This is a genomic window from Acinetobacter sp. NEB 394, assembly GCF_013374795.1.
Classification (GTDB): domain Bacteria; phylum Pseudomonadota; class Gammaproteobacteria; order Pseudomonadales; family Moraxellaceae; genus Acinetobacter; species Acinetobacter johnsonii.
In genome coordinates, this window is sequence record NZ_CP055277.1 from 3001591 (window position 1) to 3027786 (window position 26196).

Sequence of the window (26196 nt, forward strand, 5' to 3'; positions counted from 1 at the left end):
CTTATTCTTAGTTTTAGAGGCTTTTGTTTAACTTAGAGCGATGAGGGATCTTTCTTCCTCACATAATAAACCACACCGCCCTTATCATCTGAAAGATAAAAGGAATTTGCATCTATACGGTAAATATCCGCAGGTCGACCATTCACCTTATTCCCCACTAAAAAACCATCCATAAAGGTTTCAAGTTTTTGCCCTTTACGCATAATCACAATTTTATAGCCATGACCAATCGTGGCATCCGTAGAACCATGCAGAGCCACTAAAAAAGAATTTTTAATGGTGTCATCCGTATTTGGATCATCAAAATAATCAAAGCCAAGTGCAGATGAATGCGATGGGAAATAGGCATAAGGAGATGGTACATTTTTACATCCTGTTGGACGTTTAAATTTTGGGTCTGCAAAAATTTTACCATTCGACGAATAGCAAGATGGCCAACCATAATCTGCATCACGTTTGAGTGCATAAAAAGTTTCATCAGGTTTATGTTTACCCAAATGATCCGCACCTTGATTGGTGGCAAATAAGAATTTACCCACCCATTTCAAACCGACAGCATTGCGTAAGCCTGTGGCATAAATCTTTTGTTCCGAACCATCGGGATTCATTTCTAAAACTGTCGCTCGAACTTTTTCTTTTTCAACGCAAGCATTACAACTTGAGCCGACTGAAACATAAATTTTCCCGTTTCCACCCACGGCAATGGTTCGTGTTAGATGCCAGCCACCATATTTATAACTTAAACCATAATCAGGAAAAGTCGCTAAAACTTCGGTTTTGTCCGTGGGTTTCATTTCACCTTGGGTAAATTTCCGTCGGGTGAGCTGATGCGTTTCAGCCAAATATAGCCAATCTTGTCCAGAAGAGTCTGTATAAAACTGGACTGAATTTGGATTCTTCAAACCCGCCATATAAGGAATTAGTTTGCCGAATTTTCCTGTTTCAGCATTCCATTCATCCAAAATATAAACGATGCCTTTTTTATTGTCGGTCAAATCGTGCATATCTGTGACAAACATTCTACCGTCAGGTGCTTTGCTAAAAAAACGAACACGTTTTAAGCCCTCAGCCGCAGGAATAATGTCGTAATTTTCTGGAAGATTGAGAGAAAAGCGCTTCCCATTTTTCAAGTTGATTTGATGAGGCACAAGATTTGGCTGCCCAGCTAAAACTACCATTGAGCCAACTAAACATATGAATAAGATTGAGAATATTTTTATCATTTTAGATACGTCTCGATTCATCTTATGAAAAGTAATCTTCTTTTTTATAGGATATAACTTGAATGATGAGTGCATAGTCAAACGCTTTTGCTAGAAAATCGTATAGGCTCTTCATATACAAACTATTATTTTATATTATCTTTTAGCCTAACCACTGCAAGTGTCTTTACAGTGGGTTAAGCCATTCACACTCGTTCTGTGGCTATAAACAGAACATAAAAAATATTGCTTTAACTCTATAGCAAGCATCAGTACTTGGGTAAAAGGCTCATCCAAGGACTTAAACTATTTTTAGAGCCTTATTTAATAGTTCACTCATTTTCAATGAATATTAAATATCAAAAATCATGAAACAGCTTATTCATGTCTTTGCAGAGATAGTCTTTAAATGAAAAATCTCGTGCATGTTTAGCATCAAATTTTGCGGTCACACCGTCTTTTTCAAAGATATACACGCGGTCATCTTTGCTCACTAAAAACTCACCACCCAATTTCATCAATAAGGCATCAATTTTTTCGCCATCTGGAATCGACTCGTCGGCCAAAACTTTTAAATAATTTCGCTTAATTGACTTAATAAACATGATGAACTCGTTTCTCATTTTTCAGCGCTATTTAAACAGAATCTAAGCCAGAATCCTAATAAAACCCGAAGCCATCAGCTGCAAATAGCAATAACACGTTTCGGTCCTTTCCACCCTACAGCACGCGGTTTGTATTGGAAAAATATATACCGATCAACACAATCAACGGAAATTTGTAAGACCAAGACACAATTCAGATATTTACATTCACACAATTCAACTTATGATGTGAAATGACTAAAAACAAATACACACATAGATGGACTTATGTGTAAGAAAAAGGTTTATAAAACATGAAGAAAATCGTACTTGCAAGCTTAATTGCACTCTCTAGCCAGCTTGCACTTGCAGCCTCCACTCAAGATACCATCAACCCCGAATTTGCCAAGATTGAGGAAATGGTTAAAGCCAACAATATGGCGGGGGCATATCAGGCTTTAGAAAAACTGGCAAAGTCTGGCAACCCACAAGCCATGTATAACTTGGCTTATTTGACTCAGACTGGCCAAGGCACAGCGAAGAATGAGAAGAAAGCCATTCAGCTCTATCAAGATGCTGCAAACAAAGGCTACCCTGTTGCGCATTATGTGCTTGCGAAAAACTATGTCACTGGTACTTTAGGCTTGCCTCAAGACATTAACAAAGCCAAACAACACTTTGAAGCCGCATCTAAACTAGGCTTTGATGATGCAACCGTTGAATATGCCGTGCTGTTATTTTCTGAAAATAAACCAGAGTCTGAAAAGTTAGCCCTTAAGAAACTTGAGCCTTTGGTGAAAAAAGGCAACTATCAAGCCATTCATGCACAAGCTCTGTACGACATCAGCACAGGCTTTAAAAACAAACAAGAAGCGCCGATTCAAAAAGGCCTCAACAGCATTCAAGACTTAGCCAAAAAAGGCTATATTCCTGCCCTGATGGCCGTAGGCAATATGTTTGCTAATGGCAATATCATTCCGCAGAACTTGCCTGAAGCGAAGAAAATTTTCACCGCTTTAGCCAAGGAAAATGTGCCACAGGCCAAAGAGTCTTTGGCGATGGTTGATAAAATGATTGCCGATCAAGCCAAAGCCCCTGCTGCAACAGCAGCAGTCAAAAAATAAATCGCTTCTTCAAAAAATACTCTCCTCGGAGAGTATTTTTTTACCACCAAATACCAATCAAGACACTGACCACCACAAAACTCAATAGCGTGCTAATCATCAGTGGAGTGAGTGCTTTTTCATTCAAACCATACACTTGCCCAAAAATTCCAAACAAAGACGGCATCGGCAAAGCCGCAATCAAGGTCCCTGCATAAATCATCTTTGGGTCCAATTCAGTCAAATAGGTCAGCCCTAAATAAACCAAGAGTGGCATACAAATATTTTTGGACACCACCAGATAAACGGTTTGTAAGTTAAACGATTGAATGGTTAGCCCGACCATTCCCCCACCAATAATAAAGAGCGCTAAAGGTGCAGCGGTCTGACCTAACATCGCAAATACTTGGTCGATTAAATGTGGAATTTGAAGTTCGAAAATCGCACAACCCATACCAATCATCACCGACAAAAACAGTGGATTTTTAAGTAGCGTGAGAAATGTGGTTTTTAAAATGGAGGCTAAATTGGCTTGTCTTTGTCGCCCTATTTCCGCCAGAGTGAGCATCAGCGGTACAAGAAATACACTTTCAATGATCACCACCAATGAAATATAAATCATCGCTTCACTTCCCATTAGCAGCGTCAAAATCGCTGCTCCCAATAACCCCGTATTGGACATGGATGCTCCCAGTGAAAAAACTGCGGCGTGGGTAAAGTGATTCTTAAACAGCTTTTGACCTAAAATAAAAGCCGTAATAAATAAGCCAAAGGTCACAGCGGCATAAACATAAAAATATGACGGATACCAAATTTCATGCAGATCTTTTGATGCTAAGGCATGCAACAATAAAGCAGGTAATGCAATTTTGATGACAAAAGCACTGATCGCGGTCATTTGCTCTTTAGCGAGCAATTGGATTTTGACAGAGGCAAAACCAAGGAAGAGTAGGAAAAATACTGGAAAAATTACCGAAAAAATCATTCAAGCTGTTCCTTTTCCAGATGATGTAAGTAAAGACCTATCCTAGGATACACCTTTACTCAGTTGAAATATTTTTAAAGCCCAATGGCGAAGCAAAATGCTTATGCGATTAGAACGCAGAAAACAAATCTTTGATCCCATGTGGCTGACACCGTAAATACTGCGGTGCAATAGAGACTTTCCCACCCAATTCTGCAGCGGCATGCCACGGCCATCGTGGGTCATACAACATGGCACGCGCCAGACCAATTGCATCTGCTTCTTGCGCTTCTAAAATATGTTCAGCCTGCTTAGCTTCTGTAATCAAGCCCACCGCAATGACTGGAATTTTCACCGCTTGTTTCACTGCATGGGCAAAAGGCACTTGATACTTGGGCTTAATCTGAATGTCTTGTTCCACATGCAAGCCACCACTTGAAACATGAATATAAGCCGCACCGAGTTGCTCTAACGCTTTCGATAGCCCAACCGTTGAATCAATATCCCAACTTTCTGTTGCAGTCGACTCCATCCAGTCGGTCGCAGATAAACGTATACCCACGGGATAGTTTTCAGGAACAGCTTGTTTAATGGCTTGAAACACTTCTAAGGTAAATCGAATGCGGTTTTCAAAACTTCCACCATATTCATCGGTACGTCGGTTCGACAGGGGTGACATAAACTGATGCAACAAATAGCCATGCGCTGCATGTAGCTCGATCAGCTCAAAACCTGCATCTACTGCCCGTACTGCTGCACTGGCAAAGTCATCGATGATGTCTTGCATCTCCGCCACACTCAAAGCATGGGGTGCGTGCTCTTCGGGCTTAAAGGGCACATCACTGGCAGACACCGTTTGCCAACCATGGGGTTCATTCGGTTTAATCTGACCTTTTCCCGACCAAGGTCGGTCGGTCGATGCTTTACGCCCTGCATGTGCCAGTTGGATGGCAAAAGGCATTGGAGAGAGTGTTTTGACTTTTCTGAGCAAAGCTTTCATTTGTGCACGTTGCAAATCATTCCACAGTCCTAAATCCGCAAAGCTGATCCGTCCTACCGCTTGTACGGCTGTCGCTTCAACAATACATAAGCCCGCACCTGACAAAGCATAATTGGCCCATTGTTGCTCATGCCAATAGCTCAACTCACCTGCATCATTGGCTGAATATTGGCACATCGGCGCAATCACGATTTTATTTGTTAAGTTTAGATCCCCAAATTGAATGGGTTGAAATAATAATGGCATCACAGCTCTCCCTGTACTCACTATGATCTATAACAAATAAAGTGCCTTGCATTCAACGCTAAAAGTGCAAATCTGCTGTCAAACCTTTGCACTTTTATGGCTATCTATTTAGAAAATAATGCGGCTTCCAAGCCCCAAGACCAGTGCATTATCCACCACATGGCTTGAACCTGAGTTGACCACATACTGAATGTTGGGACGTAACATTAACCACGGCGTAGCGTTATAGCTATAGTTCAGTTCAATATTGGGTGGTGTATCAAAAAGTATGCTAAAAAAAAGCAGGTTGAATTTTGATAAAATAGAGAAATGCAAATAACTCTAGAAATCAAATGTCCAACCTGCCTCAGTGACAGTATAAAGAAAAATGGCATCAAAGTAGATGGGAAACAAAACTACCAATGCAAAGACTGCAAACGTCAGTTTATTGGTGACCATGCTCTGAGCTATCTAGGATGTAATTCTGGCATTACTCGTAAAATATTACAGTTAATGGTCAGAGGCAGCGGTATACGAGATATCGCTGAAGTTGAGCGCATTAGTATCGGTAAAGTCTTACGGACTTTAACTGAATCGGCCTATCAAATTCAGCCTAAACAAAGTCATTATGAATCTCTCGAAGTAGATGAATTCTGGACTTTTGTTGGAAATAAAAATAATAAACAATGGCTTATTTACGCCTACCATCGAGAAACAGGTGAGATTGTTGCTTATGTTTGGGGTAAGAGAGATTTAGCTACAGTCCAAAGGTTGAAGACAAAGCTTAAACAATTAGGTATTCACTACACCCGAATTGCAAGTGATCATTGGGACAGTTTCATCACTGCTTTTAAAAACTGCAAGCAAAGTATTGGTAAGTTGTTTACTGTAGGAATTGAAGGTAATAATTGCAAAATAAGGCATCGAATAAGGCGTGGTTTTAGAAGAAGTTGCAATTTCTCCAAAAAGCTTGAAAACCATTTTAAAGCCTTCGACTTAACCTTCTTTTACATCAATAATGGCTTCATTTAATGTCAGCATACTTTTTAAAACACCACCCAATATTGTATTCCGCGCTCGCATCATACTGTGCTTTACCCGCAGTGAATCGATCATTTAGGTGTACTCGATTCACACCCAAACCTAGAATATCCGTCGGATGCTGTTCAAATACCCCAATATATTTCAGCCCCACTTGTTGTGAGTTATCTACTTTATTAGTAATGCGGTCATGCCATGTAAAGTTGGCAAAACTATGCAAACCTTGGCGCCCTGCACCCGTTGAAGTCAGTTGCTGTTCGATGGCAAGCCATCCTGCAAATGTCCGGTCTTCGCCAACCACACCTTTGCCATAAGCCACATCATATTGGTTATTTGGATCATCTGCGGTGTTATATATCCCACCAACCCGATAGCTCCCCGCCAAACCATTGAACAGTGCTTTCGGTGCCCAAATCACTTCTACTGGAATAGTCACACCATCGGCATGTTCTGTGTCTAGACTCCAACCTTGTCCCTCGGCTTTGCCATTGCCATTATCTGGATTGAATTCGTAAACACCAATTTGCGTTATCACTTCAGAGGTCAGTTGATATTTAATGCGACCGCCCCATTGTGAAACCGGCGTATTCATCCAGATATTGCCCTGCCATTTCCCCATTTGTGCGGCACAAAAGGCATTACTAACAAAATCACACGCCATCACATCAAAATCAGAACCCAAACCCAGTCGCCCAACTTTGACACTGAGCCCTTGTTCTTTAAAACGCTTTTCAATCGAAAGCTCTGACAAACGGCTGTCTTGGTTTCCACGGCCATAGGTGGCTTGCACATTGGCTAATTGCGGTGCAGAAGGATCTTGCAAATCTCGAATTGAGGTACTTTGTCCTTGACGCGCAGTCGCAACAAAACGAATGGTGACCCCTTCCCAGCCGGCTAGCTTTTCTAAATCAAATTGTGTACCTAACCAAAACTGCGAAGCGGTACTTGGGCTTGCACCTGCATTGCGACCGCCATCCGCCAAATAGTTGGTATCTGTTAAAGCATTAGCTTCAAACTTAATGCCTTTTTGCGCCAATTCAGTTCGTTTTCCCTGCCAGTCACCAAACAAATACTGACCCTGTACATCTAACATCTGCTCCGCATGACTCACTGTCGCCCAGGCACACATTGCTGTTGCAAATAAAGAGAAAGAAAACTGTCGCATAAAACCTAAGCCCCAAACTAAAATGAAGAACAATTCATTTCATTTAAATGAAAAATTTAATGAAAAGTACATAATTTTTAAACAAAGATCTCAGCAAAATTTTTATCATTAAGTCAAAAAAAAGTTATCAATATCACCCACAGTTATAAATAGAAGATTTTATTTGGGTGATTCATGGCAGTTTTCACACGATTCGAGAACGCAATTTAAAGAGGATAATTCCTGATCACAGCAAGCAATCCCGCAGTTTAGCTTTCTAAAAATGTGCTAAAGCCAAACCTCTCGCTGAAATCACTTGCAATCTTACGTGTACACCGCAATATTAGCCTCAAGTTTTATCAGCTCATGTTGCCATGCCAGAATTACCCGAAGTTGAAACCACCAAAGCCAGTTTAGCGCCGTTATTAGATCAACAGGTGCTTAGTGTTGAAGTTCGCCAGTCGAGCCTGCGCTGGCCGATTCCCGCAGATCTCAACAAACTGGTGGGTCAGCGTTTAATTCAACTCCAACGCCGTTCTAAATACATTTTGGCCATTTTTGAACAAGACACGATGCTTTGGCATTTGGGCATGTCAGGGAGTTTCCGTATTTGTGAAGTGGGTGAAACGCTGCGTAAACACGATCATTTGATTATTCGTTTTGAAGATGTCGAGCTACGCTATCATGACCCGCGCCGCTTCGGCTGTATTTTATGGCTGGATGAATATTCGCAAACCAAGTTAATCGATACCCTTGGGCCTGAACCACTGAGTGCTGATTTTAACGCTGAATATTTAAGTCAAAAGTTAAGAAACAAACAGGTCGGCACAAAAGTTGCAATCATGGATAATCATGTGGTGGTTGGTGTTGGAAATATCTATGCCACAGAAAGTTTGTTTAATTTGGGCATACACCCTGCGCAAGTGGCATCTAGTTTAACGCACGGCCAAATTGAACAATTGGTGATCGAAATTAAACGCATTTTGCAGCAGGCCATTAACTTGGGGGGCTCGACCTTAAGAGACTATTCAAACGCCATGGGAGAAAATGGCTATTTCCAACAAACCTTGTTGGCTTATGGTCGAGCAGGTGAAATGTGTGTGAACTGCGAAACCACGCTGGAAAACATCAAACTGGGACAGCGTGCTTCTGTGTTTTGTCCCGAATGCCAACCGCTGAAAAAAGTGCAACCTAAGCCCAAAGCCACAGCTCGAGGAAAAACCAAATGAAAACTGCTATTGTTCGTCATATTTTGGTCAAAGACAAAGACCTCGCTGAACAACTGAAAAAGAAAATCCACGATGGTGCCGATTTCGCCAAAATTGCCAAGCAATATTCCACCTGTAATTCAGCTAAACGTGGTGGTGAACTGGGTGAAGTCAAAAAAGGTCAACTGGTGCCTGTGATTGATAAATTGGTCTTTAGTGCTGCTGAAAAAGTACTACATGGCCCCATCAAGAGCCAATTTGGTTTTCATTTAGTAGAAATTAAATTCCGTATGGATGGCTTAAGATGATTAAACAAGATGGTATTAAGCTTACAAAAATTGAATATCCAACACTCAATTCAAAAGCACAAGAAACATATAATTTCCATAAAATGGCAGCGATACTAGCAGATTATGGCTACAACTGTCTTTGGCTTAATGACGACTGGAATGGCGCAGATTGTATTGCTGTTCATATTGATGGTATTTCAGATTTTAAAATTCAGCTAAAGGGCAGTATTTCCTTTGCACGAAAATATTGGGCAAAGAATATCTATATTGCCTTTTTTGAACAAGGTGATTTATATATTTACCCTCATGACTATATATTAGTACAAGTAGAAAATAATATTGCAGATAAGACATGGTTGGAAAAAGGGACATATTTCCAAACTAAAATTACCAAAAAATTTAGAGAAATTCTTGAGCCTTATAAAGTTCCTAAAGTAAACTAGTTCATCGTTGCTTTAGTTTCATCTCATAAGTCCACGCATCAACAAGTTCACCAGAGGCTAACACTCCCTGCACCTTTACCCGTTGGTACTGTATCCCTTCAAACTCATCCAACGCATCCCAATGTTCGGTTAATTTTTCACTGCTAAAAAAATATCCTTCAACTGCTGCTGCTTGCGGATCTAAAACAATGGCGAATAAGCCTTTGTCGGGTCCCCAATCCAAAATATGTACCACGCCATGCACATAGCCTTTTTGCCATGTTCCACCTATACGCTCTAAAAGATGGGCATTTTCATGATTGGGACGAAGTGTCCCATAGACAAATAATTGGTTCATTCGGCATCACCACAGCTATTCAATCAGCGCGCATCATAAAGTCAAAATTGTACAAAAACCAGTCTTTCGATAAGTCTCAGACATAAAAAACGGCACTTGATGTGCCGTTTTATTTTAACCGTTCGATTACTGACGTTTTTTCAATTCATCACGAATTTCACGTAGCAACGCGATATCTTCTGGCGTTGCTGCTGGTTCTGGCGCTGCTTCTTCTTGTTTACGGCGCATACGATTAATCATTTTCACCATTAAGAACACCACCCATGCCAAAATGATGAAGTTAATTAAAATCGTAAGGAAGTTACCATAAGTCAGGACGTTCACCCCAGCTTTGGTCAACTCATCTAAAGACTGTAAATTATTTGGGTTGTCCCCTAAAACAAAGAATTTCTGTGTGAAATCCACACCACCACCAGTCACAACCGTGATCAATGGCATGATGATGTCTTTTACCAATGAATCGACAATTTTACCAAATGCACCACCGATGATCACACCGACAGCCAAATCAATCATGTTGCCTTTTACCGCAAATTCGCGGAACTCTTGAACAATACTCATCTAAATCTCCAGTTATTTTTTGACTTTAATTTATGTGACGAAGTATACATTAATTTTATAGCTTCATTTCCACGTAATTTACTCGGAAATCATCTGCTTTTATATATTGGTTTGCTAATTTTAAACAAAAAAATGCCATCAATAAATTGATGGCATTTTTAAATGTCGCGGCCCCGCATGGGGCAACATCATTTTTAAAACTTATTTACCAGAACGGTTACGTTTACGTTCGTTTTCAGTCAAGTAACGCTTACGGATACGGATTGACTTAGGTGTTACTTCAACTAATTCATCATCTTCAATGAATTCAAGCGCTTGTTCAAGCGTATATTCAACAGCAGGAACAAGAGTCAACGCATCATCAGTACCAGAAGCACGTACGTTTGTTAACTGTTTTGCTTTAGTTGGGTTAACTGTCATGTCATCTGAACGAGAGTTAATACCAATGATCATACCTTCGTAAACTTCTAACTGAGGTTTAGCAAATAGACGACCACGGTCCTGCAATGTGAACAATGCATAGCCAAGGCAAGTACCTTGAACCATAGAAATCAACACACCGTTTTGACGTTTCGCAACAGTACCTTGTTTCATTGGACCGTAATGCGAGAAGCTTGATGTCATGATCCCTGTACCAGAAGTCATGGTCAAGAATTCTGAACGGAAACCAATTAAGCCACGTGAAGGAACAGTTGCTTCAATACGGATACGGCCTTTACCGTCAACTTCCATATTCGTCATTTCGCCTTTACGATGACCCATTTGTTCCATTACAGAACCTTGGTGCTGTTCTTCAACGTCAAATGTTACGTTTTCGTATGGCTCTTGCTTTTCGCCATCAACTTCTTTCAATATTACTTGTGGACGGGATACGCCCATCTCGAAGCCTTCACGACGCATGTTTTCAATCAGAACTGAAAGGTGAAGTTCACCACGACCAGATACTTTGAAACGGTCTGGACTGTCAGTATCTTCAACACGTAACGCTACGTTATGAATCAATTCGCGGTCTAAACGCTCACGAATGTTACGTGAAGTTACGAATTTACCTTCTTTACCAGCAAACGGTGAGTTGTTTACTTGGAAAGTCATCGTTACTGTAGGTTCATCTACAGACAATGGTGGTAAAGCTTCAACATTTTTCGGATCACAAATTGTGTCAGAGATATGAAGCTCATCAATACCTGTGATACATACGATATCGCCTGCTTGAGCAGAATCAACATCAACACGTTCTAAACCGTGGTAACCCATGATTTTTAAGATACGACCGTTACGAGTCTTACCTTCTTTATCAATTACAGTAACTTGAGTGTTCAGACCAACTGAACCACGTTGAATACGACCAACACCGATAACACCTACGAAGCTGTTATAGTCAAGTGAAGAAATCTGCATTTGGAATGGACCATCAACATCAACTGCTGGTGGCTCAACAATGTCTACGATGGTTTGGAACAATGGAGTCATATCTTCAGCAAGTTCTTCTGGAGATGGACCAGCAACACCACGAAGACCTGAAGCGTAAACAACTGGGAAGTCTAACTGTTCGTCAGAACCACCAAGGTTATCAAACAAATCAAATACTTGGTCAATAACCCAATCTGGACGCGCGCTTGGCTTGTCGACTTTGTTGATAATTACGATTGGCTTCAAACCACGTGCGAACGCTTTTTGCGTTACGAAACGAGTTTGTGGCATTGGGCCTTCTTGAGAGTCAACAAGAAGAAGTACACAGTCAACCATCGACATTACACGTTCAACTTCACCACCGAAGTCCGCGTGCCCTGGGGTGTCGACGATGTTAATACGGTATTCTGTATTGGTACGTGAATCTAACCATTTGATTGCAGTGTTTTTTGCAAGAATGGTAATACCACGTTCACTTTCAATCGCGCCTGAATCCATGACACGCTCAATCTCGCCTGCACGATCGCCAAGTGCACCTGATTGCTGTAAAAGTTTGTCTACTAGAGTGGTTTTACCGTGGTCAACGTGCGCAATGATGGCAATGTTGCGGAGAGTTTTGATATCTGACATGTAAATTCGATACGCCTAAAGTTTGAGGGCAAATTATACAGAAAAATAATAGAATTTAGTAGTGACAGTTTATTGACAGACTCATTTTTTTTGATAAGTGGTGTGTAATTAATTTTGTAAAGCTGTGTAAAGCGATTAGAATAGCGCCACCTTGCTAACACCCTTTGACATATGTCTGATCAAAATCTCTCTCCCAATCAAACAGATCAACTCGATTTGGTCTATGGTTTAAACGACCGCCCTCGCCCAATCATTGCTTTTCTTGCTGCCTTTCAACATCTCCTTGCAATTATTGTCCCAATTGTTACTCCGGGCTTACTTATCTGCCTAGCGCTTGGTGTGTCGAAAGAAGACACCAACATGATTTTATCCATGTCTTTGGTCATTTCAGGGATTGCAACCTTCTTACAATGTAAAAAAGTTGGACCTTTTGGTGCAGGTTTATTGATTGTTCAGGGCACCAGTTTTAACTTTATCGGCCCGATTATTGGAATTGGCTCTGCCATGGTTGCTGCTGGTACTCCTGTAGAATCCGTCATGGCTGCAATTTTTGGTGTGGTAATCGCAGGTTCATTTATTGAAATGGGAGTGTCACGTATTCTGCCGTGGGTGAAAATGCTCATTACCCCATTGGTAACAGGCATTGTGGTGTTATTGATTGGTTTGACTCTCATTAAAGAAGGTCTGATCAGCATGGGTGGTGGCTATCAAGCCATGTCAAACAATACCTTTGCCAATGCAGACAACTTAATCATGTCGTGTACAGTATTGGCACTGATCATTATATTGAACCGCATTCGTATTACATGGGTAAAAAGTTCTGCTATCTTAATTGCCTTAATTGCAGGCTACACTCTTGCAGGCTTTATGGGGCATCTCGACTTTTCAGGTCTTCAGGATGCACCTTTGGTTCAAATTCCAACCCCAATGCACTTTGGTTTAGACTTCTCTTGGAGTTTGTTTATTCCAATGGCCTTCATCTATTTAGTGACGTCTTTAGAAGCAATTGGTGATATCACCGCGACTTCAAAACTTTCCAACCAGCCTGTGGATGGTGCCACTTGGATGGAACGTATTAAAGGCGGTGTCTTGGTGAATGGTGCAAACTCTTTCCTTGCTGGTATTTTCAACACCTTTCCTAGTTCAGTCTTTGCGCAAAACAATGGTGTAATTCAACTTACTGGCGTTGCGAGCCGTTATGTCGGCATCTGGATTGCCGCATTATTAGTGATTCTAGGTTTACTCCCTGCTGTTGCAGGTGTGATTCAGGCGGTCCCTCAAGCTGTTTTAGGTGGCGCTGTAATGGTGATGTTTGGAGCTGTAGCAGCTTCTGGAATTAACATTCTGTCAGGTATTCATCTTGACCGCCGCGCACTACTGATTATTGCCATTTCATTGGCACTCGGCTTGGGTGTTGCACAAGTTCCACAAATTTTGGAACATTTACCAGAATTATTCCGTAACATCTTTAGCTCGGGTGTTGCGACAGGTGGTATTGCAGCCTTGTTATTAAATATTATTCTTCCTGAAACGAAGAAATAATTGTTCATTTCAGTATGCACTTTGCCCAGCACTGTCTGGGCATCGTTTTTACAATGGAGTATATAAAATGGATCCACGAAGTGAAGTTGTTCTTCGCCAGCAGGAATTTCTCTCTGGTTCAGTTTTACTGGTCAATGCACCGTGTGACGAATTAAACACACAGCTGATTGCTGCTGTAGAGCCACATTTTTGGACATGGAATTTTAACGAATTACAATATTTCCAAAACCAACAAAGTGATGTGCATTTTGGTACAGATTTGCCTGATGTCGCTTTTGATCAAGCCATCGTATTTGTTCCAAAGTCAAAAGAACTACTCAATTATGTCCTACACCAACTGGTGAGTCGCTTGGCCGTAGGCGCATCGATCTTTTTAGTTGGTGAAAAGAAAGGCGGTGTAGAACGCGCCTCTAAACAGCTGCAACCTTTTGGTAAAACCCTCAAATTAGACAGCGCTCGACATTGTCAAATGTGGCAGTTAATCACCGAAAAAACCGTAACCGCAAAACCTTTGGCCGATTGGGCTCAACTCTATACAGTGCCAACCCCGAAAGGTGAATTACAGATTTGTGCATTACCGGGTGTATTTAGTCAAAATCGTCTAGACGTGGGCACAGCAGTGTTATTGCCTCACCTTTCACAGGTCACTTCTGGAAAAATTGCAGACTTTGGCTGTGGTGCAGGCGTGATCAGTGCTTATTTGGCCAAGTTAAATCCGAAAAATCGCATTTTTGCACTGGATGTCGATGCCTTTGCATTGGCTTCAACAAAAATGACTTTTGAGAAAAATAACCTTTTACCAGAACAACTTGAGATTAAGGCGGTACACGGAATTGAGGATGCTCCTCTGTTTTTACACGCAATCGTCAGTAATCCCCCATTCCATCAAGGCATTCATACAGATTACAATGCCAGCGAAAATTTATGCAAAACATCCCGTCGCCATCTTAAATCGGATGGCGAGTTGTGGATTGTTGCCAACCGCTTTCTGAATTATCCATTACTCATTGAGCAAAGTTTTGGCCAATGTACAACCAAAGCCGATCAACAAGGCTTTAAAGTGCTGTTTGCCAGCACACAAAAGAAATCTTAAGGAACAATGATGAGCGAAACGACTCAACCAGCTCAACTCAAGCGGAAGCTTGGAGCTCGCCATCTGAATATGATCGCCATTGGTGGCTCAATTGGTACAGGTTTATTCCTTGCCTCAGGTGCAACCATTGCAAATGCTGGCCCTGGCGGGGCGTTATTGGCCTACTGCTTAATTGGTGTGATGATTTACTTTCTCATGACCAGTCTGGGTGAGTTGGCAACACACAACCCAACATCGGGTGCATTTTTCACCTATGGCACCAAGTATGTTGAAGGCGGTTTTGGTTTCGCCCTTGGCTGGAACTATTGGTATAACTGGGCCATTACGGTTGCATTTGAATTGGTTGCAGTTCAATTCATCATGAAATTCTGGTTTCCCGACCTGCCCGGTTTCTACTGGAGTGCTCTCTTCTTAGCTGTTGTCTTTGGGATCAATGCACTCACAGTCAAAGGCTTTGGTGAAAGTGAATTCTTCTTCTCATTGGTAAAAGTCCTTGCCATCATTGTATTTATCATCATTGGTATTTTCATGATTGGTAAAATCATGATGACGCCTGGTGTCGCAACTTTTGCCAACTGGAGCAAAGGTGAAGCACCCTTCGTTGGTGGCTTATCTGCACTGATTGGTGTGGCGATGATTGCAGGGTTTTCGTTCCAAGGTACCGAAATGGTCGGTGTTGCTGCAGGTGAATCGAAAGATCCACAAAAGACGATTCCGATTGCCATCAAACAGATTTTTTGGCGCATTTTACTGTTTTATGTGGTGTGTATTTTCATTATCGGCACACTCATTTCATATGATGATCCACTTCTATTACAAGCAGCTTCATCAGAGAATATTGCACTCTCGCCATTTACCCTCCTCTATGAAAAAGCTGGATTTGCCTTTGCTGCCAGCGTAATGAATGCCGTAATTTTAACCGCAATTCTATCGGCAGGTAATTCAGGGATGTATTCATCGACGCGTATGCTGTTCAATATGGCTCAAAATGGCAGTGCACCTAAAGTGTTTGCCAAATTAGACCCTCGCGGCGTACCCATGAATGCGCTTTATGCGACAACAGCAATTGCTGCACTTTGCTTCTTAACCACTTTCATTGGCGAAGAACAGGTCTTTAATTGGCTGCTCAACATGTCAGGTATGTGTGGCTTTATTGTTTGGTTAGGGATTGCTGTTTCACACTATCGTTTCCGTAAAGGCTATGTTGCCCAAGGTCATAAGGTTGAAGACTTAGCTTATCGTGCGAAATTCTTCCCCTTTGCACCGTGGTTTGCCTTTATTCTGTGTGCGATTGTTGTTTTAGGTCAAAACTACCAAGCGGTACTTGATGGCGAATGGCTCTCCGTTTTATCGACCTATATCGGTATTTTCTTATTCTTGGCGATTTGGCTAGGCTATAAATGGAAATACAAAACCAAACTGGTTTCATACCAAGAAATGGATGTCAGTCCAATGAATCCTGATCGCGAATAAAATCCATTTACAATAAAAGACAGCCTTCGGGCTGTTTTTTTATTGTCATCATTTCATCGTTTATTCATTTACTCAAACCGTAAAGCATCAATTAATAAAGCAATTTTCAATAAGACAGTTCAATTATTAAAATCACATAAAATCGATACCTATGATTCGGATCTAGCCTAAAATTAGTTAATATTCTTCCATCAATATCGGTTCACTTTTGCGATGAACAATTAACATATTGAGACAGTAAAAAGGCATATTTGATTTAGCCTCTCAATTCACACAGCCATAACTACTAAATGTTACGGATTATTGAGCACTGATCTCGATCCAATTTTTAGACAGACAATAAAGTAACTTCAAATTATCCCAAGCTAGAAATGTTATCTCATTGGTAAACAAATCTTTATAAAACTAAACCCTTAGAAATATCCATTCATTCTAAAGGCAAAAGTTATGATCGATGTCGTGAAGCATGAGTGACTAAAATCCAATTTTCATTCTTCTTATATTCATCCTCTAAAATTAAATACTTCTAACTGTATTTAATATCCTATACGTAACTAACTATGACCACCGTAACCCTTAAGGGCTCTTGGATTGAGCTCGAGTTTATTTTCAACGATGTGAGTTAACATAAATTTCATTATTTTAGACATAAAAAAACGACTCCGAAGAGTCGTTTTTTAGTTAAAACTCAGATTATTGAGCTTGAACTGTACGGCTGCCAGAAATTGTCGCGAATACACGACGGTTCATAGCACGGCCTTCTTTAGTGTTGTTGTCAGCAATCGGTTGGTCCCAAGCGAAACCTTGAGTAGACAAACGAGCTGGGTCAACGTTGTATTCGTTTACTAGAGACGATTTAACAGAGTTAGCACGGGCTAAAGATAAACGTTCGTTCAATGCACGTGGACCAGTGTTGTCTGTGTGACCTTCGATGCGAGCAGTAGCGTTTGGATATTCAACTAACTTCTCAGCAACTTTAGCGATTTCTGGCTTGTATTGGTCTTTGATGTTTGATTTGTTTGTATCAAAGAACACACGAAGTTCCATGTTAAGGTCTTCAGTTAACTCTTGTGGTTGAACTGGAGCAACTGGCTCAACTGGAGCAACTTCTACTACTGGAGCAGCAGGTTTCAAGTGACCACCAAGAACTACATTAAGACCAGCAAGTGCTGTGTAGTTCCAGAAATCTTCATCGATGTTGTAAGTAGCACGAGCTTCAGTACGTAGAGATAAAGCATCGTTTAAGCGCCAGAAAGCACCAAAACCAGCATTACCTAAAGTGCCTTCGTCATCTTCACCACCTGAAATTGAACCTTCACCTTTATACTTGTAGTGACCAGCACCTAAAAGTACGTATGGCTTGATTTTGCTGTCGTAGTTTTTAGTGATCAAATCAGAAGTAGCATAGAAGTTACCGTTGATTTGAGTTTGTTTGTATTCAGCCCCAGAAAGACCAGTACCATCAACATCACCTTTTACTTGGTTGTATTCAGCTTCAAAACCCAACCATGGCGTAAGTTCTACACCAAGTGCTGCACCAACGAATAAATCATCTTGTAGCTCACCATCAGTAGAATCCATCAAGTGATTTTTAGCACCGTTGTTGTGCTGCGTGTCCTGCCAAGTATAACCAAGCATTAATGGAGTAATAGTTACGCCCGCGTTTGCAGCAGCTAAAGGAGCAGCTACGAGCATTGCTAATGCAATACGACTCATTTTCATGGATTTATCCTCCAGAGATAACAATTGTTTTTCAAGCTAAGCTTAAAATTATTTAACCATTCTGAGATAGGCTTTTTTATACCCCAGTTTTATTTTTAAGCTATTCGCAATGAATCATACAAACACTTTATTTTTTTTCCAAGTGCTTGATAACTTTAATCAAGTAAATTATTGACAAAATTACTTACAAATTCTGTTGTAATTCGGTAATTTTTTACTCAATTTTTACTTGCGAATAGCTTATTTTCACTTGTCTTGCATTTTAACAGTTTTTTAAACAAGTTGAGTACTACTAATTATGTATAAAATTTGTTTGATAAACAAAGCTTTAATAAATTAAAAATAGCCCACAACAATAAAACTGGATAACCATATGTTTTTTATAAATAAAAAAGGGTTCACATTATTTGAACTCATGATCACCATTAGCATTATTCTGATCATTTGTACAATCGCACTTCCTCACTTTCATCAGTATATGGCCTCACAAGAGCGAAGCAAAACACTGAATACATTAAGAAATAGTATTCAGGCAGCCAAAAACATGGCTAACCTGCAACGTCAAAATATCACCATTTGTCCGAGTCAAGACCTTGTTCAATGCCAAAATCATCAATGGAACACAGGTTTTATTGTATTTATCGATAATAATAAAAACCGACGAGTAGATACCAGTGAAACGATTATTCGGACAGAACAACAGCAGCTCAAATATGGCAATCTTGATTGGCGTGGTGCACTCAACCTTCCATCATTAAGCTTTAAAGCTGAAAATGGCCTCCCCCTTGGCTCAAATGGAACCTTCTATTACTGCTCTATACAAAGTCAGGATCACTTTAAACTGGTCATGAGCAAAATGGGGCAGATCCGAACAGAACTCATCAATACTTGTAACTAGACCCATGAGTCCATAATCACGTTTTCAGCTTTTCTCGCTAGCAAATTTGCATATACTGCTTAAGTTTCCAACAAAACGTATAAATAATTCGGAGTAGAAAATGACAGACATCGTAATTGTGAATGGTGCTCGTACGGCAATGGGCGGTTTTCAAGGCAGTTTAGCCAGTGTAACCGCGCCTGAACTCGGTGCTGTGACGATTAAAGAAGCGATTGCTCGTGCTGGCCTACACGCAAACGATGTAGAAGAAGTAATCATAGGCTGTGTTCTACCTGCAGGATTAAAGCAAGGTCCAGCACGTCAAGCTATGCGCCAAGCAGGTTTACCTGATTCAACAGGTGCCGTGACCATCAATAAACTCTGTGGTTCTGGCATGAAAGCAGTAATGCAAGCTGCGGATATGATCAAAGCAGGTTCAGCAAATATCGTGGTTGCAGGTGGCATGGAGTCGATGACCAATGCCCCTTATATTTTAACCAAAGCACGCGCGGGCTACCGTATGGGGCATGGCGATGTTAAAGACCACATGTTCCTTGATGGCTTAGAAGATGCAGAAACAGGTCGTTTGATGGGTTCTTTCGCACAAGATATGGCCAATACTCGTGGCTATACGCGTGAGCAAATGGATGCCTTCGCGATTCGCTCTTTGGAACGTGCACAAACAGCGGTCAACGAAGGTTACTTTGCCGATGAAATTGTGCCTGTGACAGTATCCACACGTAAAGGTGATGTGGTTGTAGATAAAGATGAACAACCGTTCAATGCCAACATTGCAAAAATTCCAAGCCTTCGCCCTGCTTTTGCTAAAGACGGCACCATCACTGCGGCAAATGCCAGCTCAATCTCAGATGGTGCATCCGCACTGGTTTTAACTTCAGCAGAAAATGCATCGAACAAAGGTTTAGCACCATTAGCGAAAATTGTTGCTTATGCATCGAACTCACAACATCCATCAGAGTTCACCATTGCACCAGTCGGTGCAATTGAAAAAGTACTTAAGAAAACAGGTTGGAATGCACAGGACGTAGACCTTTGGGAAATCAATGAAGCTTTTGCGATGGTAACTATGTGTCCAATCGACGACTTCAAACTTGATCCAGCAAAAGTGAACATCAATGGTGGAGCTTGCGCATTGGGTCACCCTGTCGGCTCAACTGGTTCACGTATTATCCTGACTTTAATTCATGCGCTTAAACGTACAGGTGGTAAAAAAGGGATTGCGGCACTCTGCATCGGCGGTGGTGAAGCGACTGCTGTAGCGATTGAATTACTTTAAGATTCAAGCAACTTTCTTTTATTGACATATTTTATACAATAAAAGATTGGATGATTAGCTGATATAAAAGCGATATTTATGAAAATCCCTCGACTGCGAGGGATTTTTTATTACAAGATTGTATTAGGGTCGATCTCAACGACTTGTTAAAATAACGACGAAAAAAACAACAAGGATAAGACAATGCAACTGAATCACTACCTCAACTTTGATGGTCAAACTGAAGCCGCTTTTAATTTTTACAAGTCTGTCTTTGGTGGAGAGTTTGCAACGTTTATGCGTTATGGAGACTTACCTCCAGATGAAAGTTCAGTCACCCTTTCCGACGTTGATCAAAAAAAAATCATCCATGTTTCGCTTCCCATCAATGCCAGCACGATTCTGATGGCTTCGGATACCAATGATCAGTTTTGCGCCCAAAGCAATACTGTCTTTACTGTAGGCAACAACCATTATATTTCGATTAACTTGGATGCCCATGAACAAGCCGATGCAAAACGCTTATTTGATGCACTTTCAGTCAATGGAAAAATAGAGATGCCTCTGGAGAAAACCTTCTGGGGCGCACTCTATGGTGCATTTACCGATCAATTTGGAGTGAAGTGGATGGTGAATTGCCAATTAGAAGAAGGATAAAAGCGTCTTCTTTTTAAACATCAATATTTGAGAATTGCGCAATAATGGTAAGCCCCACGGTAATAAAACCGATACCGAGCCATCCAGCCAAATCGATGCTCTGTCCTAAAAATGCTTTAGCAAGAAGTGCTGTGGCGATGACACCAATGCCAGACCACAGCACATATAAAATTCCCGCTTGCATAAATTTCAAGGCATAGGCGGCACACGCAAAAGAAATCATATAAAGCACCAGTGCAATGCCTTGATCCAATTTATTGACCAAGCCATTACCTTTGGCGGAATAAAAAGTCGAAAGCACATCTGTAGCAATAGCAATAAGTAACCAAATGACACCGGGATTAATTTTTGCAAAAAGTGCCATCATGTCCAATTTACCTGCTTCTTTTGCTTCAATTTGTTCATCAAAAATGCTGCATATAAATACAAAAAAGCTGAACCGAAGTCCAGCTTTTTATTCACTTGAAAATTTAAGCGCCCGTTTGATAACTGGCGTGTGCAACGGCTGTTGATGCTTGATATGGATTTCTAAAATCATTTAAACCCGCTGCAGCCTCAAGAATGTCTTTACCTTCCTTAATAACAAAGGTATCAAAGCCTGAACGTTTCATGTAATTCAAGACATCTTTAAACACATCACCTGTTGCACGTAGTTCACCTTGAAAACCTTGGCGACGTAAGAGCGCTGCAAATGAATAGCCACGACCATCGTTAAAGCCCGCAAAATCAATAAAGATGGCATCTAACTGATCTAAAGGGAACTCATGCGTTTCAGGAGAAGCATCGACTGTAACAAGGAGTGCTTTTTTACCTGAAACTTGAGCCAATTGATCTAACTGCTCAACCGTTAAAACCACATCACCTTGCGGTAAAACACCATCTTCACCAATCACCTGATAAGTATTGTCTGCAATCGAGCCATCTTTAGAGAGGACTTGTAGTGCTGTATTAAGCATATGCACGCTCCTTAAAGGGTTGAATGCCCACACGGCGATAAGTATCGATGAATTCTTCACCCTCAGCACGAAGGTCAAGATAGGTATTTAAAATTTCTTCAACGATATCTGGCACAACTTCAGCTGCAAATGATGGGCCTAAGATGTCACCAATTGAAGCATCATGATCGGCATTACCACCCAAAGTGATTTGGTAGAATTCAGCGCCTTTTTTGTCCACACCTAAAATACCAATGTTGCCCACATGGTGATGACCACAGGCATTCATACAACCTGAGATATTCAGATCCAGTTTGCCAAGGTTATAAATGGTATCTAAATCATCAAAACGGCGTGAAATCGCTTCTGAAATAGGAATCGATTTCGCATTTGCCAGTGAACAGAAGTCACCGCCTGGGCAGCAAATAATGTCGGTTAAGAAACCGATGTGCGCACGTGCTAGATTGTTTTTCTCAAGAATAGTCCACAGTTCAAACAAATCTTTTTGCGGAACATCCACCAAAGAAATATTTTGCTCATGCGTGGTCCGCAGTTCACCAAAGGTGTATTTGTCTGCAAGGTCTGCAATCAAATTCATCTCTTCCGTGGTCACGTCACCCGGTGCAATACCCGTACGTTTCAACGAAATCGTTACAATACGGTAGCCCTTCACTTTATGCGCATTGGTATTGATATTGAACCACTGTTTGAATTTCGGATGTGCAGCAAACTGTTCAGAAAAATCTTCATCTGCATAATCTTGATAATCAAACGGTATAAATTCTTCGTCTAATTTCTGCAAAATTTCAGGCTGAATTTTTAAAGTTTTAATGGTGTGCGCAAACTCAGCTTCGACTTTTTCAGCAAAGACTTGAGGCGTCAACGCTTTCACCAAAATTTTAATACGTGCTTTGTATTTGTTATCACGACGACCGTGTAAGTTATAAACACGCAGTACGGCTTCTAAGTAAGCAATCAGGTCTTCACGTGGCAAGAAGTCACGAATGAAACTACCAATCACAGGGGTACGACCTAAGCCACCACCGACTTTAATTTTATAGCCAATTTCGCCCGCTTCATTTTTAACGATATACACCCCAATATCATGGAATGAGGTCGCTGCACGATCAGTTTCTTCAAGTGCTGATACAGCAATCTTGAACTTACGTGGCAAGAAAGCAAACTCTGGGTGGAAGGTTGACCATTGACGGATCAATTCACACGTTGGACGTGGGTCAGCCACTTCACCAGCAACCACACCTGCATATTGGTCTGTAGTCGTGTTACGAATACAGTTACCTGAAGTTTGGATCGCATGCATTTGTACAGAAGCTAGCTCTTGAAGCATGTCTGGAACATTTTCTAGCGCAGGCCAGTTAAACTGAATATTCTGACGCGTTGAAACGTGTGCATAACCACGGTCAAACTCAGTTGCAAGTTCTGCAACTTTACGCAATTGCGTTGAGTTCATTAAGCCATAAGGCACAGCAATACGTAACATTGGCGCATAGCGTTGTACATAGAGACCGTTTTGAAGACGTAATGGGCGGTACTCATCTTCAGTGAGTTTTCCAGCTAAATAACGTTCCGTTTGGTCACGGAACTGTGCAACACGTTCATTGATCAGTTGCTGATCGAAATCAGTATATAAATACATGGCGTACAGCTAGTAGTTTCATTATAACGGCTGACAGCATAACGAGATTTAAACTATCAACAAAATGCGTTTTTTACATATTTCATAGCTGTTTTATTGATAAGGATAAGTAGATGTACTGTTTGTCCCTAATCCTAAAGGTTTTTTCTGATTAAAGTATTTTTTATTAGATACTTATACATTATTCAGCTAACCCCTTTCAGCCTATGATATACACACCAACCAATGCATTGCTACCGCGTAAATTTTAAACCCGGCTTTCTGGGTAGATCTCAATTTTTCTATTCTTTCCTCGTCCTTACTTTGCTCTTTTAAACCGACTGCACATAAAAATAGCCTGACGAATCAGACTATTTGAAAGTTTAAATGACTACAGCAGATTATTTTGTATCTGGTAAGGCATACGCCACCAAAGCATCACCCATCTTGGTGCCAAATGAACCATGACCACCCGCCATAATGACCACATACTGTTTGCCATTGGCTTCATAGGTCATTGGTGTTGCTTGACCGCCCGCTGGTAGACGACCTTTCCAAAGTTCATCACCATTGGTCACGTTGATGGCACGGATATAATTATCCTGCGTACCACCGACAAACATCACATTCCCCGCAGTTGAGATTGAACCACCAAGCATAGGAACCCCCATTTTAAATGGTGGTAATTGAATTCCTGGTAAGCTGTCACGGATCGTGCCAATACGACGTTTCCATGCAACTTCATGAGTATTTAAATCCACACCCGCCACAAAGCCCCAAGCAGGCTGTTTACATGGCAAACCAAATGGAGACAAGAACGCACTGATTTCTACACCGTAAGGCACGCCATACATCGGTTGTACACCCGCTTCGGTGCCTGCACCTTTGGCTGTTTTCGGACGGTTTGGATCGGCTGGAATAAGCTTAGACACAAACGGCAAACCAATTGGGTTCATCACCGCAATTTGACGATCAGGGTTAACGGACATACCGCCCCATTCAAATACACCCAAGTTGCCTGGAAAAACCAAAGTTCCATTTTCTGAAGGTGGGGTATAAATACCGTCATAATTCAGTTTGTGGAAAGACACACGGCACATCAACTGGTCAAACATGGTTGCGCCCCACATTTGCTTATCCGTCAATTTTTCTTTTGGCGCAAGATCAAAGTCAGAGAAAGGTTGTGTCGCAGAGTAACGCTCACCTTTGGTTTGTGGCCCACGTTTCACCGTTTGTGGTACAGGTTTTTCCGTAATTGGAACAATGGCTGCACCAGTACGACGGTCTAGAACAAAGGCATTGCCTGTTTTCGTTAACACGTAAATGGCAGGAACCATTTTGCCCGACTTGTCTTTAATGTCCGTCAATGTCGGTTGTGATGGTACATCCATATCCCACAAATCATGATGCGTGGTTTGGAAATTCCACACCAACTTACCTGTTGAGGCATTCAGTGCCAGCATTGAATTGGCATAACGCTCATGCAACTCAGTACGGTTACCGCCCCAAATATCTGGCGTGCCCACACCCGTTGGAATGTAAACCATATCCAAAGCTGCATCATAGGCTAATGGTGCCCATGCATTCGGTGAGTTTTGAACATACTTTTGACCCGGAGCTGGAATCGCGTTCGGATCTTCGGCACCTGTGTCAAAGACCCACAACAATGCGCCTGTATTTACATCATAACCACGAATCACACCTGAAGGTTCTTCAGTTGAATAGTTATCTGTGGTTGAACCCGCAATAATAATAGTCGTGCCTGTGACTACAGGTGGCGACGTTGGGATATAACCGCCTGGATAAGGGAACGGCATGTCTTTTTGTAAATCGACTTCACCATTTTTACCAAAGTCAGTACAACGCTCACCAGTATCAGCGTTGATGGCAACTAAACGGCCATCATTCACAGGTAGGATTACTTTACGTGGACATAGCTCAGACGATGATTTTTTATGCTGCAAGCTGGCTTCAAAACCAGCCGTATTGTTCGCATCATAATAAGACACACCACGACAGGTTAAGTGCTGAAAAGTATTGTCCGCTTTAAGTTTCGGATCAAAAGTCCATTTCGCCTTACCTGTAGCAGGGTCAAGTGCAACAAGTTTTTGGTGCGTGGTACAGATATACATATTGTCCCCAACTTTAATTGGGGTGACCTGATTGGTGGTTTCACCAGAGTCATTTTCTGTTTTAAAGTCGCCTGTGTTATAGGTCCAAGCGACTTTTAAATCCTTAACATTCTCAGAATTAATTTGTGTTAAAGGAGAATAGCGCAAGCCAGATTGAGTACGGCCATATGCAGGCCAGTCGCCATCAGCAACACCTGGAATGGACTGCGCGGTTGCAGGCTGCTTACTGCTCAGTTCACCTCGAATTTCTTGAGGGTCATTAAATACAGCATAGATCATCACTGCAATGGTAATTGCCAGTGAACCTGTTAAAGCAATTTTTGCACCTTTAGCATTGTCAAAGCCGCGTGTGACCGCTGGAATGAGTAGCCATAAACCAAATAAACCAAGGATATCTAAGCGTGGCGCCAAGGCAAAGAAGTCTGAACCCACTTCCCATAAGCCCCAAACCACTGTACCCAAGACCAACAACGCATAAACGATTAATGCCGTACTTTTTAATTTTTGCAGTAGAACTGCAGTCACGATGAAGAGTAAACCTGCAATGATGTAGTACCAAGACCCACCAAGCACTGCAAGATAAATCCCTCCTATCAGCAGGACTAAACCAAAGATTACAGCAATCACAGCTGTAAAAGTTTTAAGCCCTGAACCTGAAGACGGAGTACTCATATTGACCACCTTTTTCTTAGATTCTGTTAAAAGCTCATA

General features: G+C 41.3%; 23 protein-coding genes and 2 pseudogenes. 11 read left to right on the forward strand and 14 right to left on the reverse strand.

What is annotated here, in order from left to right:
• Positions 1-32 precede the first annotated feature (32 nt).
• Both HUK62_RS14525 and HUK62_RS14530 read right to left on the reverse strand, forming a co-directional pair.
• Positions 33-1223 (reverse strand): PQQ-dependent sugar dehydrogenase, encoded by a 1191-nt coding sequence (locus tag HUK62_RS14525; protein WP_176538215.1) that lies wholly within the window; start codon positions 1221-1223, stop codon positions 33-35.
• A 338-nt stretch (positions 1224-1561) separates the two neighbouring features.
• Complete coding sequence (locus tag HUK62_RS14530) at positions 1562-1807, reverse strand: hypothetical protein (RefSeq protein WP_004695190.1); 246 nt, start codon at positions 1805-1807, stop codon at positions 1562-1564.
• A gap of 293 nt (positions 1808-2100) precedes the next feature.
• Here HUK62_RS14530 and HUK62_RS14535 point away from each other — a divergent pair, with 293 nt between their 5' ends.
• Entirely contained in the window at positions 2101-2910 is an 810-nt protein-coding gene (locus HUK62_RS14535; RefSeq protein ID WP_010327429.1) for a tetratricopeptide repeat protein, read from the forward strand.
• 40 nt (positions 2911-2950) lie between these two features.
• Here the strand turns inward: HUK62_RS14535 and HUK62_RS14540 are convergent, their stop codons facing one another.
• The 3 genes and pseudogenes from HUK62_RS14540 to HUK62_RS14550 form a co-directional block, all read right to left on the reverse strand.
• Complete coding sequence (locus HUK62_RS14540; protein ID WP_078426446.1) at positions 2951-3874, reverse strand: AEC family transporter; 924 nt, start codon at positions 3872-3874, stop codon at positions 2951-2953.
• Between the two features lie 109 nt (positions 3875-3983).
• Entirely contained in the window at positions 3984-5099 is a 1116-nt protein-coding gene (locus HUK62_RS14545; protein ID WP_176538216.1) for an NADH:flavin oxidoreductase/NADH oxidase, read from the reverse strand.
• Positions 5100-5207: 108 nt separating this feature from the next.
• Positions 5208-5348, reverse strand: a pseudogene (locus tag HUK62_RS14550) (carbohydrate porin); the annotation flags it as partial.
• Between the two features lie 60 nt (positions 5349-5408).
• On the opposite strand from HUK62_RS14550, the gene HUK62_RS14555 reads away from it, so the two are divergent.
• Positions 5409-6110, forward strand: a complete 702-nt coding sequence (locus HUK62_RS14555) for an IS1 family transposase (RefSeq protein WP_005005861.1) — start codon at positions 5409-5411, stop codon at positions 6108-6110.
• A 28-nt stretch (positions 6111-6138) separates the two neighbouring features.
• On the opposite strand, the pseudogene HUK62_RS14560 reads toward HUK62_RS14555, so the two are convergent.
• Positions 6139-7284: pseudogene (locus HUK62_RS14560) on the reverse strand (carbohydrate porin); the annotation flags it as partial.
• 353 nt (positions 7285-7637) lie between these two features.
• Here HUK62_RS14560 and mutM point away from each other — a divergent pair.
• From mutM to HUK62_RS14575, 3 genes are read left to right on the forward strand one after another with little or no spacing between them, the layout of a single operon-like run.
• Complete coding sequence (gene mutM / locus HUK62_RS14565) at positions 7638-8492, forward strand: bifunctional DNA-formamidopyrimidine glycosylase/DNA-(apurinic or apyrimidinic site) lyase (RefSeq protein ID WP_176538217.1); 855 nt, start codon at positions 7638-7640, stop codon at positions 8490-8492.
• Positions 8489-8779, forward strand: a complete 291-nt coding sequence (locus HUK62_RS14570; protein WP_176538218.1) for a peptidylprolyl isomerase — start codon at positions 8489-8491, stop codon at positions 8777-8779. The genes mutM and HUK62_RS14570 overlap by 4 nt, the downstream gene beginning before the upstream one ends.
• Positions 8776-9204: a hypothetical protein gene (locus HUK62_RS14575; protein ID WP_176538219.1), complete on the forward strand. Its 429-nt coding sequence runs from the start codon at positions 8776-8778 to the stop codon at positions 9202-9204. The genes HUK62_RS14570 and HUK62_RS14575 overlap by 4 nt, the downstream gene beginning before the upstream one ends.
• A gap of 1 nt (position 9205) precedes the next feature.
• On the opposite strand, the gene HUK62_RS14580 is transcribed toward HUK62_RS14575, so the two are convergent.
• The 3 genes from HUK62_RS14580 to typA all read right to left on the reverse strand — a co-directional run bounded on the left by HUK62_RS14580 (position 9206) and on the right by typA (position 12142).
• Positions 9206-9541, reverse strand: coding sequence for a gamma-glutamylcyclotransferase family protein (locus HUK62_RS14580; protein ID WP_176538220.1), 336 nt, complete (start codon positions 9539-9541; stop codon positions 9206-9208).
• 126 nt (positions 9542-9667) lie between these two features.
• Positions 9668-10102 (reverse strand): large conductance mechanosensitive channel protein MscL, encoded by a 435-nt coding sequence (gene mscL, locus HUK62_RS14585; RefSeq protein WP_004983115.1) that lies wholly within the window; start codon positions 10100-10102, stop codon positions 9668-9670.
• 201 nt (positions 10103-10303) lie between these two features.
• A complete protein-coding gene (gene typA, locus HUK62_RS14590) occupies positions 10304-12142 on the reverse strand; it encodes a translational GTPase TypA (protein WP_005400256.1) in 1839 nt (612 codons plus the stop codon).
• Positions 12143-12313: 171 nt separating this feature from the next.
• On the opposite strand from typA, the gene HUK62_RS14595 reads away from it, so the two are divergent.
• The 3 genes from HUK62_RS14595 to HUK62_RS14605 all read left to right on the forward strand — a co-directional run bounded on the left by HUK62_RS14595 (position 12314) and on the right by HUK62_RS14605 (position 16250).
• Positions 12314-13684, forward strand: coding sequence for a uracil-xanthine permease family protein (locus HUK62_RS14595; RefSeq protein WP_176538221.1), 1371 nt, complete (start codon positions 12314-12316; stop codon positions 13682-13684).
• A 67-nt stretch (positions 13685-13751) separates the two neighbouring features.
• On the forward strand, positions 13752-14777 hold the full coding sequence (locus HUK62_RS14600) for a class I SAM-dependent methyltransferase (protein ID WP_004695165.1): 1026 nt from the start codon (positions 13752-13754) through the stop codon (positions 14775-14777).
• 9 nt (positions 14778-14786) lie between these two features.
• A complete protein-coding gene (locus tag HUK62_RS14605; protein ID WP_176538222.1) occupies positions 14787-16250 on the forward strand; it encodes an amino acid permease in 1464 nt (487 codons plus the stop codon).
• 693 nt (positions 16251-16943) lie between these two features.
• Here the strand turns inward: HUK62_RS14605 and omp38 are convergent.
• Positions 16944-17972, reverse strand: a complete 1029-nt coding sequence (omp38, locus tag HUK62_RS14610) for an outer membrane protein Omp38 (protein ID WP_176538223.1) — start codon at positions 17970-17972, stop codon at positions 16944-16946.
• A gap of 373 nt (positions 17973-18345) precedes the next feature.
• Here omp38 and HUK62_RS14615 point away from each other — a divergent pair, with 373 nt between their 5' ends.
• The 3 genes from HUK62_RS14615 (at position 18346) to HUK62_RS14625 (ending at position 20782) form a co-directional block, all read left to right on the forward strand.
• Positions 18346-18870: a GspH/FimT family protein gene (locus HUK62_RS14615; RefSeq protein WP_176538224.1), complete on the forward strand. Its 525-nt coding sequence runs from the start codon at positions 18346-18348 to the stop codon at positions 18868-18870.
• 100 nt (positions 18871-18970) lie between these two features.
• Positions 18971-20146, forward strand: a complete 1176-nt coding sequence (locus HUK62_RS14620; protein ID WP_176538225.1) for an acetyl-CoA C-acyltransferase — start codon at positions 18971-18973, stop codon at positions 20144-20146.
• A gap of 183 nt (positions 20147-20329) precedes the next feature.
• On the forward strand, positions 20330-20782 hold the full coding sequence (locus tag HUK62_RS14625) for a VOC family protein (RefSeq protein WP_176538226.1): 453 nt from the start codon (positions 20330-20332) through the stop codon (positions 20780-20782).
• 13 nt (positions 20783-20795) lie between these two features.
• On the opposite strand, the gene HUK62_RS14630 is transcribed toward HUK62_RS14625, so the two are convergent.
• The 4 genes from HUK62_RS14630 to HUK62_RS14645 all read right to left on the reverse strand — a co-directional run bounded on the left by HUK62_RS14630 (position 20796) and on the right by HUK62_RS14645 (position 26157).
• Positions 20796-21149, reverse strand: a complete 354-nt coding sequence (locus HUK62_RS14630; RefSeq protein ID WP_010327442.1) for an SMR family transporter — start codon at positions 21147-21149, stop codon at positions 20796-20798.
• Positions 21150-21252: 103 nt separating this feature from the next.
• Positions 21253-21738: a DUF934 domain-containing protein gene (locus HUK62_RS14635; RefSeq protein ID WP_176538227.1), complete on the reverse strand. Its 486-nt coding sequence runs from the start codon at positions 21736-21738 to the stop codon at positions 21253-21255.
• A complete protein-coding gene (locus HUK62_RS14640) occupies positions 21731-23374 on the reverse strand; it encodes a nitrite/sulfite reductase (RefSeq protein ID WP_004695142.1) in 1644 nt (547 codons plus the stop codon). Before HUK62_RS14640 ends, HUK62_RS14635 begins: the two co-directional genes overlap by 8 nt.
• A 380-nt stretch (positions 23375-23754) precedes the next feature.
• Positions 23755-26157 (reverse strand): glucose/quinate/shikimate family membrane-bound PQQ-dependent dehydrogenase, encoded by a 2403-nt coding sequence (locus HUK62_RS14645; protein ID WP_176538228.1) that lies wholly within the window; start codon positions 26155-26157, stop codon positions 23755-23757.
• Between the last annotated feature and the right edge of the window lie 39 nt (positions 26158-26196).

What these genes read in the sequence shown, in the direction of transcription:
- HUK62_RS14525 (WP_176538215.1), bottom strand. Translation starts at nt 1,223, where the DNA reads ATGATAAAAATATTCTCAATCTTATTCATATGTTTAGTTGGCTCAATG.
- HUK62_RS14530 (WP_004695190.1), bottom strand. Translation starts at nt 1,807, where the DNA reads ATGTTTATTAAGTCAATTAAGCGAAATTATTTAAAAGTTTTGGCCGAC.
- HUK62_RS14535 (WP_010327429.1), top strand. Translation starts at nt 2,101, where the DNA reads ATGAAGAAAATCGTACTTGCAAGCTTAATTGCACTCTCTAGCCAGCTT.
- HUK62_RS14540 (WP_078426446.1), bottom strand. Translation starts at nt 3,874, where the DNA reads ATGATTTTTTCGGTAATTTTTCCAGTATTTTTCCTACTCTTCCTTGGT.
- HUK62_RS14545 (WP_176538216.1), bottom strand. Translation starts at nt 5,099, where the DNA reads ATGCCATTATTATTTCAACCCATTCAATTTGGGGATCTAAACTTAACA.
- HUK62_RS14555 (WP_005005861.1), top strand. Translation starts at nt 5,409, where the DNA reads ATGCAAATAACTCTAGAAATCAAATGTCCAACCTGCCTCAGTGACAGT.
- mutM (WP_176538217.1), top strand. Translation starts at nt 7,638, where the DNA reads ATGCCAGAATTACCCGAAGTTGAAACCACCAAAGCCAGTTTAGCGCCG.
- HUK62_RS14570 (WP_176538218.1), top strand. Translation starts at nt 8,489, where the DNA reads ATGAAAACTGCTATTGTTCGTCATATTTTGGTCAAAGACAAAGACCTC.
- HUK62_RS14575 (WP_176538219.1), top strand. Translation starts at nt 8,776, where the DNA reads ATGATTAAACAAGATGGTATTAAGCTTACAAAAATTGAATATCCAACA.
- HUK62_RS14580 (WP_176538220.1), bottom strand. Translation starts at nt 9,541, where the DNA reads ATGAACCAATTATTTGTCTATGGGACACTTCGTCCCAATCATGAAAAT.
- mscL (WP_004983115.1), bottom strand. Translation starts at nt 10,102, where the DNA reads ATGAGTATTGTTCAAGAGTTCCGCGAATTTGCGGTAAAAGGCAACATG.
- typA (WP_005400256.1), bottom strand. Translation starts at nt 12,142, where the DNA reads ATGTCAGATATCAAAACTCTCCGCAACATTGCCATCATTGCGCACGTT.
- HUK62_RS14595 (WP_176538221.1), top strand. Translation starts at nt 12,314, where the DNA reads ATGTCTGATCAAAATCTCTCTCCCAATCAAACAGATCAACTCGATTTG.
- HUK62_RS14600 (WP_004695165.1), top strand. Translation starts at nt 13,752, where the DNA reads ATGGATCCACGAAGTGAAGTTGTTCTTCGCCAGCAGGAATTTCTCTCT.
- HUK62_RS14605 (WP_176538222.1), top strand. Translation starts at nt 14,787, where the DNA reads ATGAGCGAAACGACTCAACCAGCTCAACTCAAGCGGAAGCTTGGAGCT.
- omp38 (WP_176538223.1), bottom strand. Translation starts at nt 17,972, where the DNA reads ATGAAAATGAGTCGTATTGCATTAGCAATGCTCGTAGCTGCTCCTTTA.
- HUK62_RS14615 (WP_176538224.1), top strand. Translation starts at nt 18,346, where the DNA reads ATGTTTTTTATAAATAAAAAAGGGTTCACATTATTTGAACTCATGATC.
- HUK62_RS14620 (WP_176538225.1), top strand. Translation starts at nt 18,971, where the DNA reads ATGACAGACATCGTAATTGTGAATGGTGCTCGTACGGCAATGGGCGGT.
- HUK62_RS14625 (WP_176538226.1), top strand. Translation starts at nt 20,330, where the DNA reads ATGCAACTGAATCACTACCTCAACTTTGATGGTCAAACTGAAGCCGCT.
- HUK62_RS14630 (WP_010327442.1), bottom strand. Translation starts at nt 21,149, where the DNA reads ATGATGGCACTTTTTGCAAAAATTAATCCCGGTGTCATTTGGTTACTT.
- HUK62_RS14635 (WP_176538227.1), bottom strand. Translation starts at nt 21,738, where the DNA reads ATGCTTAATACAGCACTACAAGTCCTCTCTAAAGATGGCTCGATTGCA.
- HUK62_RS14640 (WP_004695142.1), bottom strand. Translation starts at nt 23,374, where the DNA reads ATGTATTTATATACTGATTTCGATCAGCAACTGATCAATGAACGTGTT.
- HUK62_RS14645 (WP_176538228.1), bottom strand. Translation starts at nt 26,157, where the DNA reads ATGAGTACTCCGTCTTCAGGTTCAGGGCTTAAAACTTTTACAGCTGTG.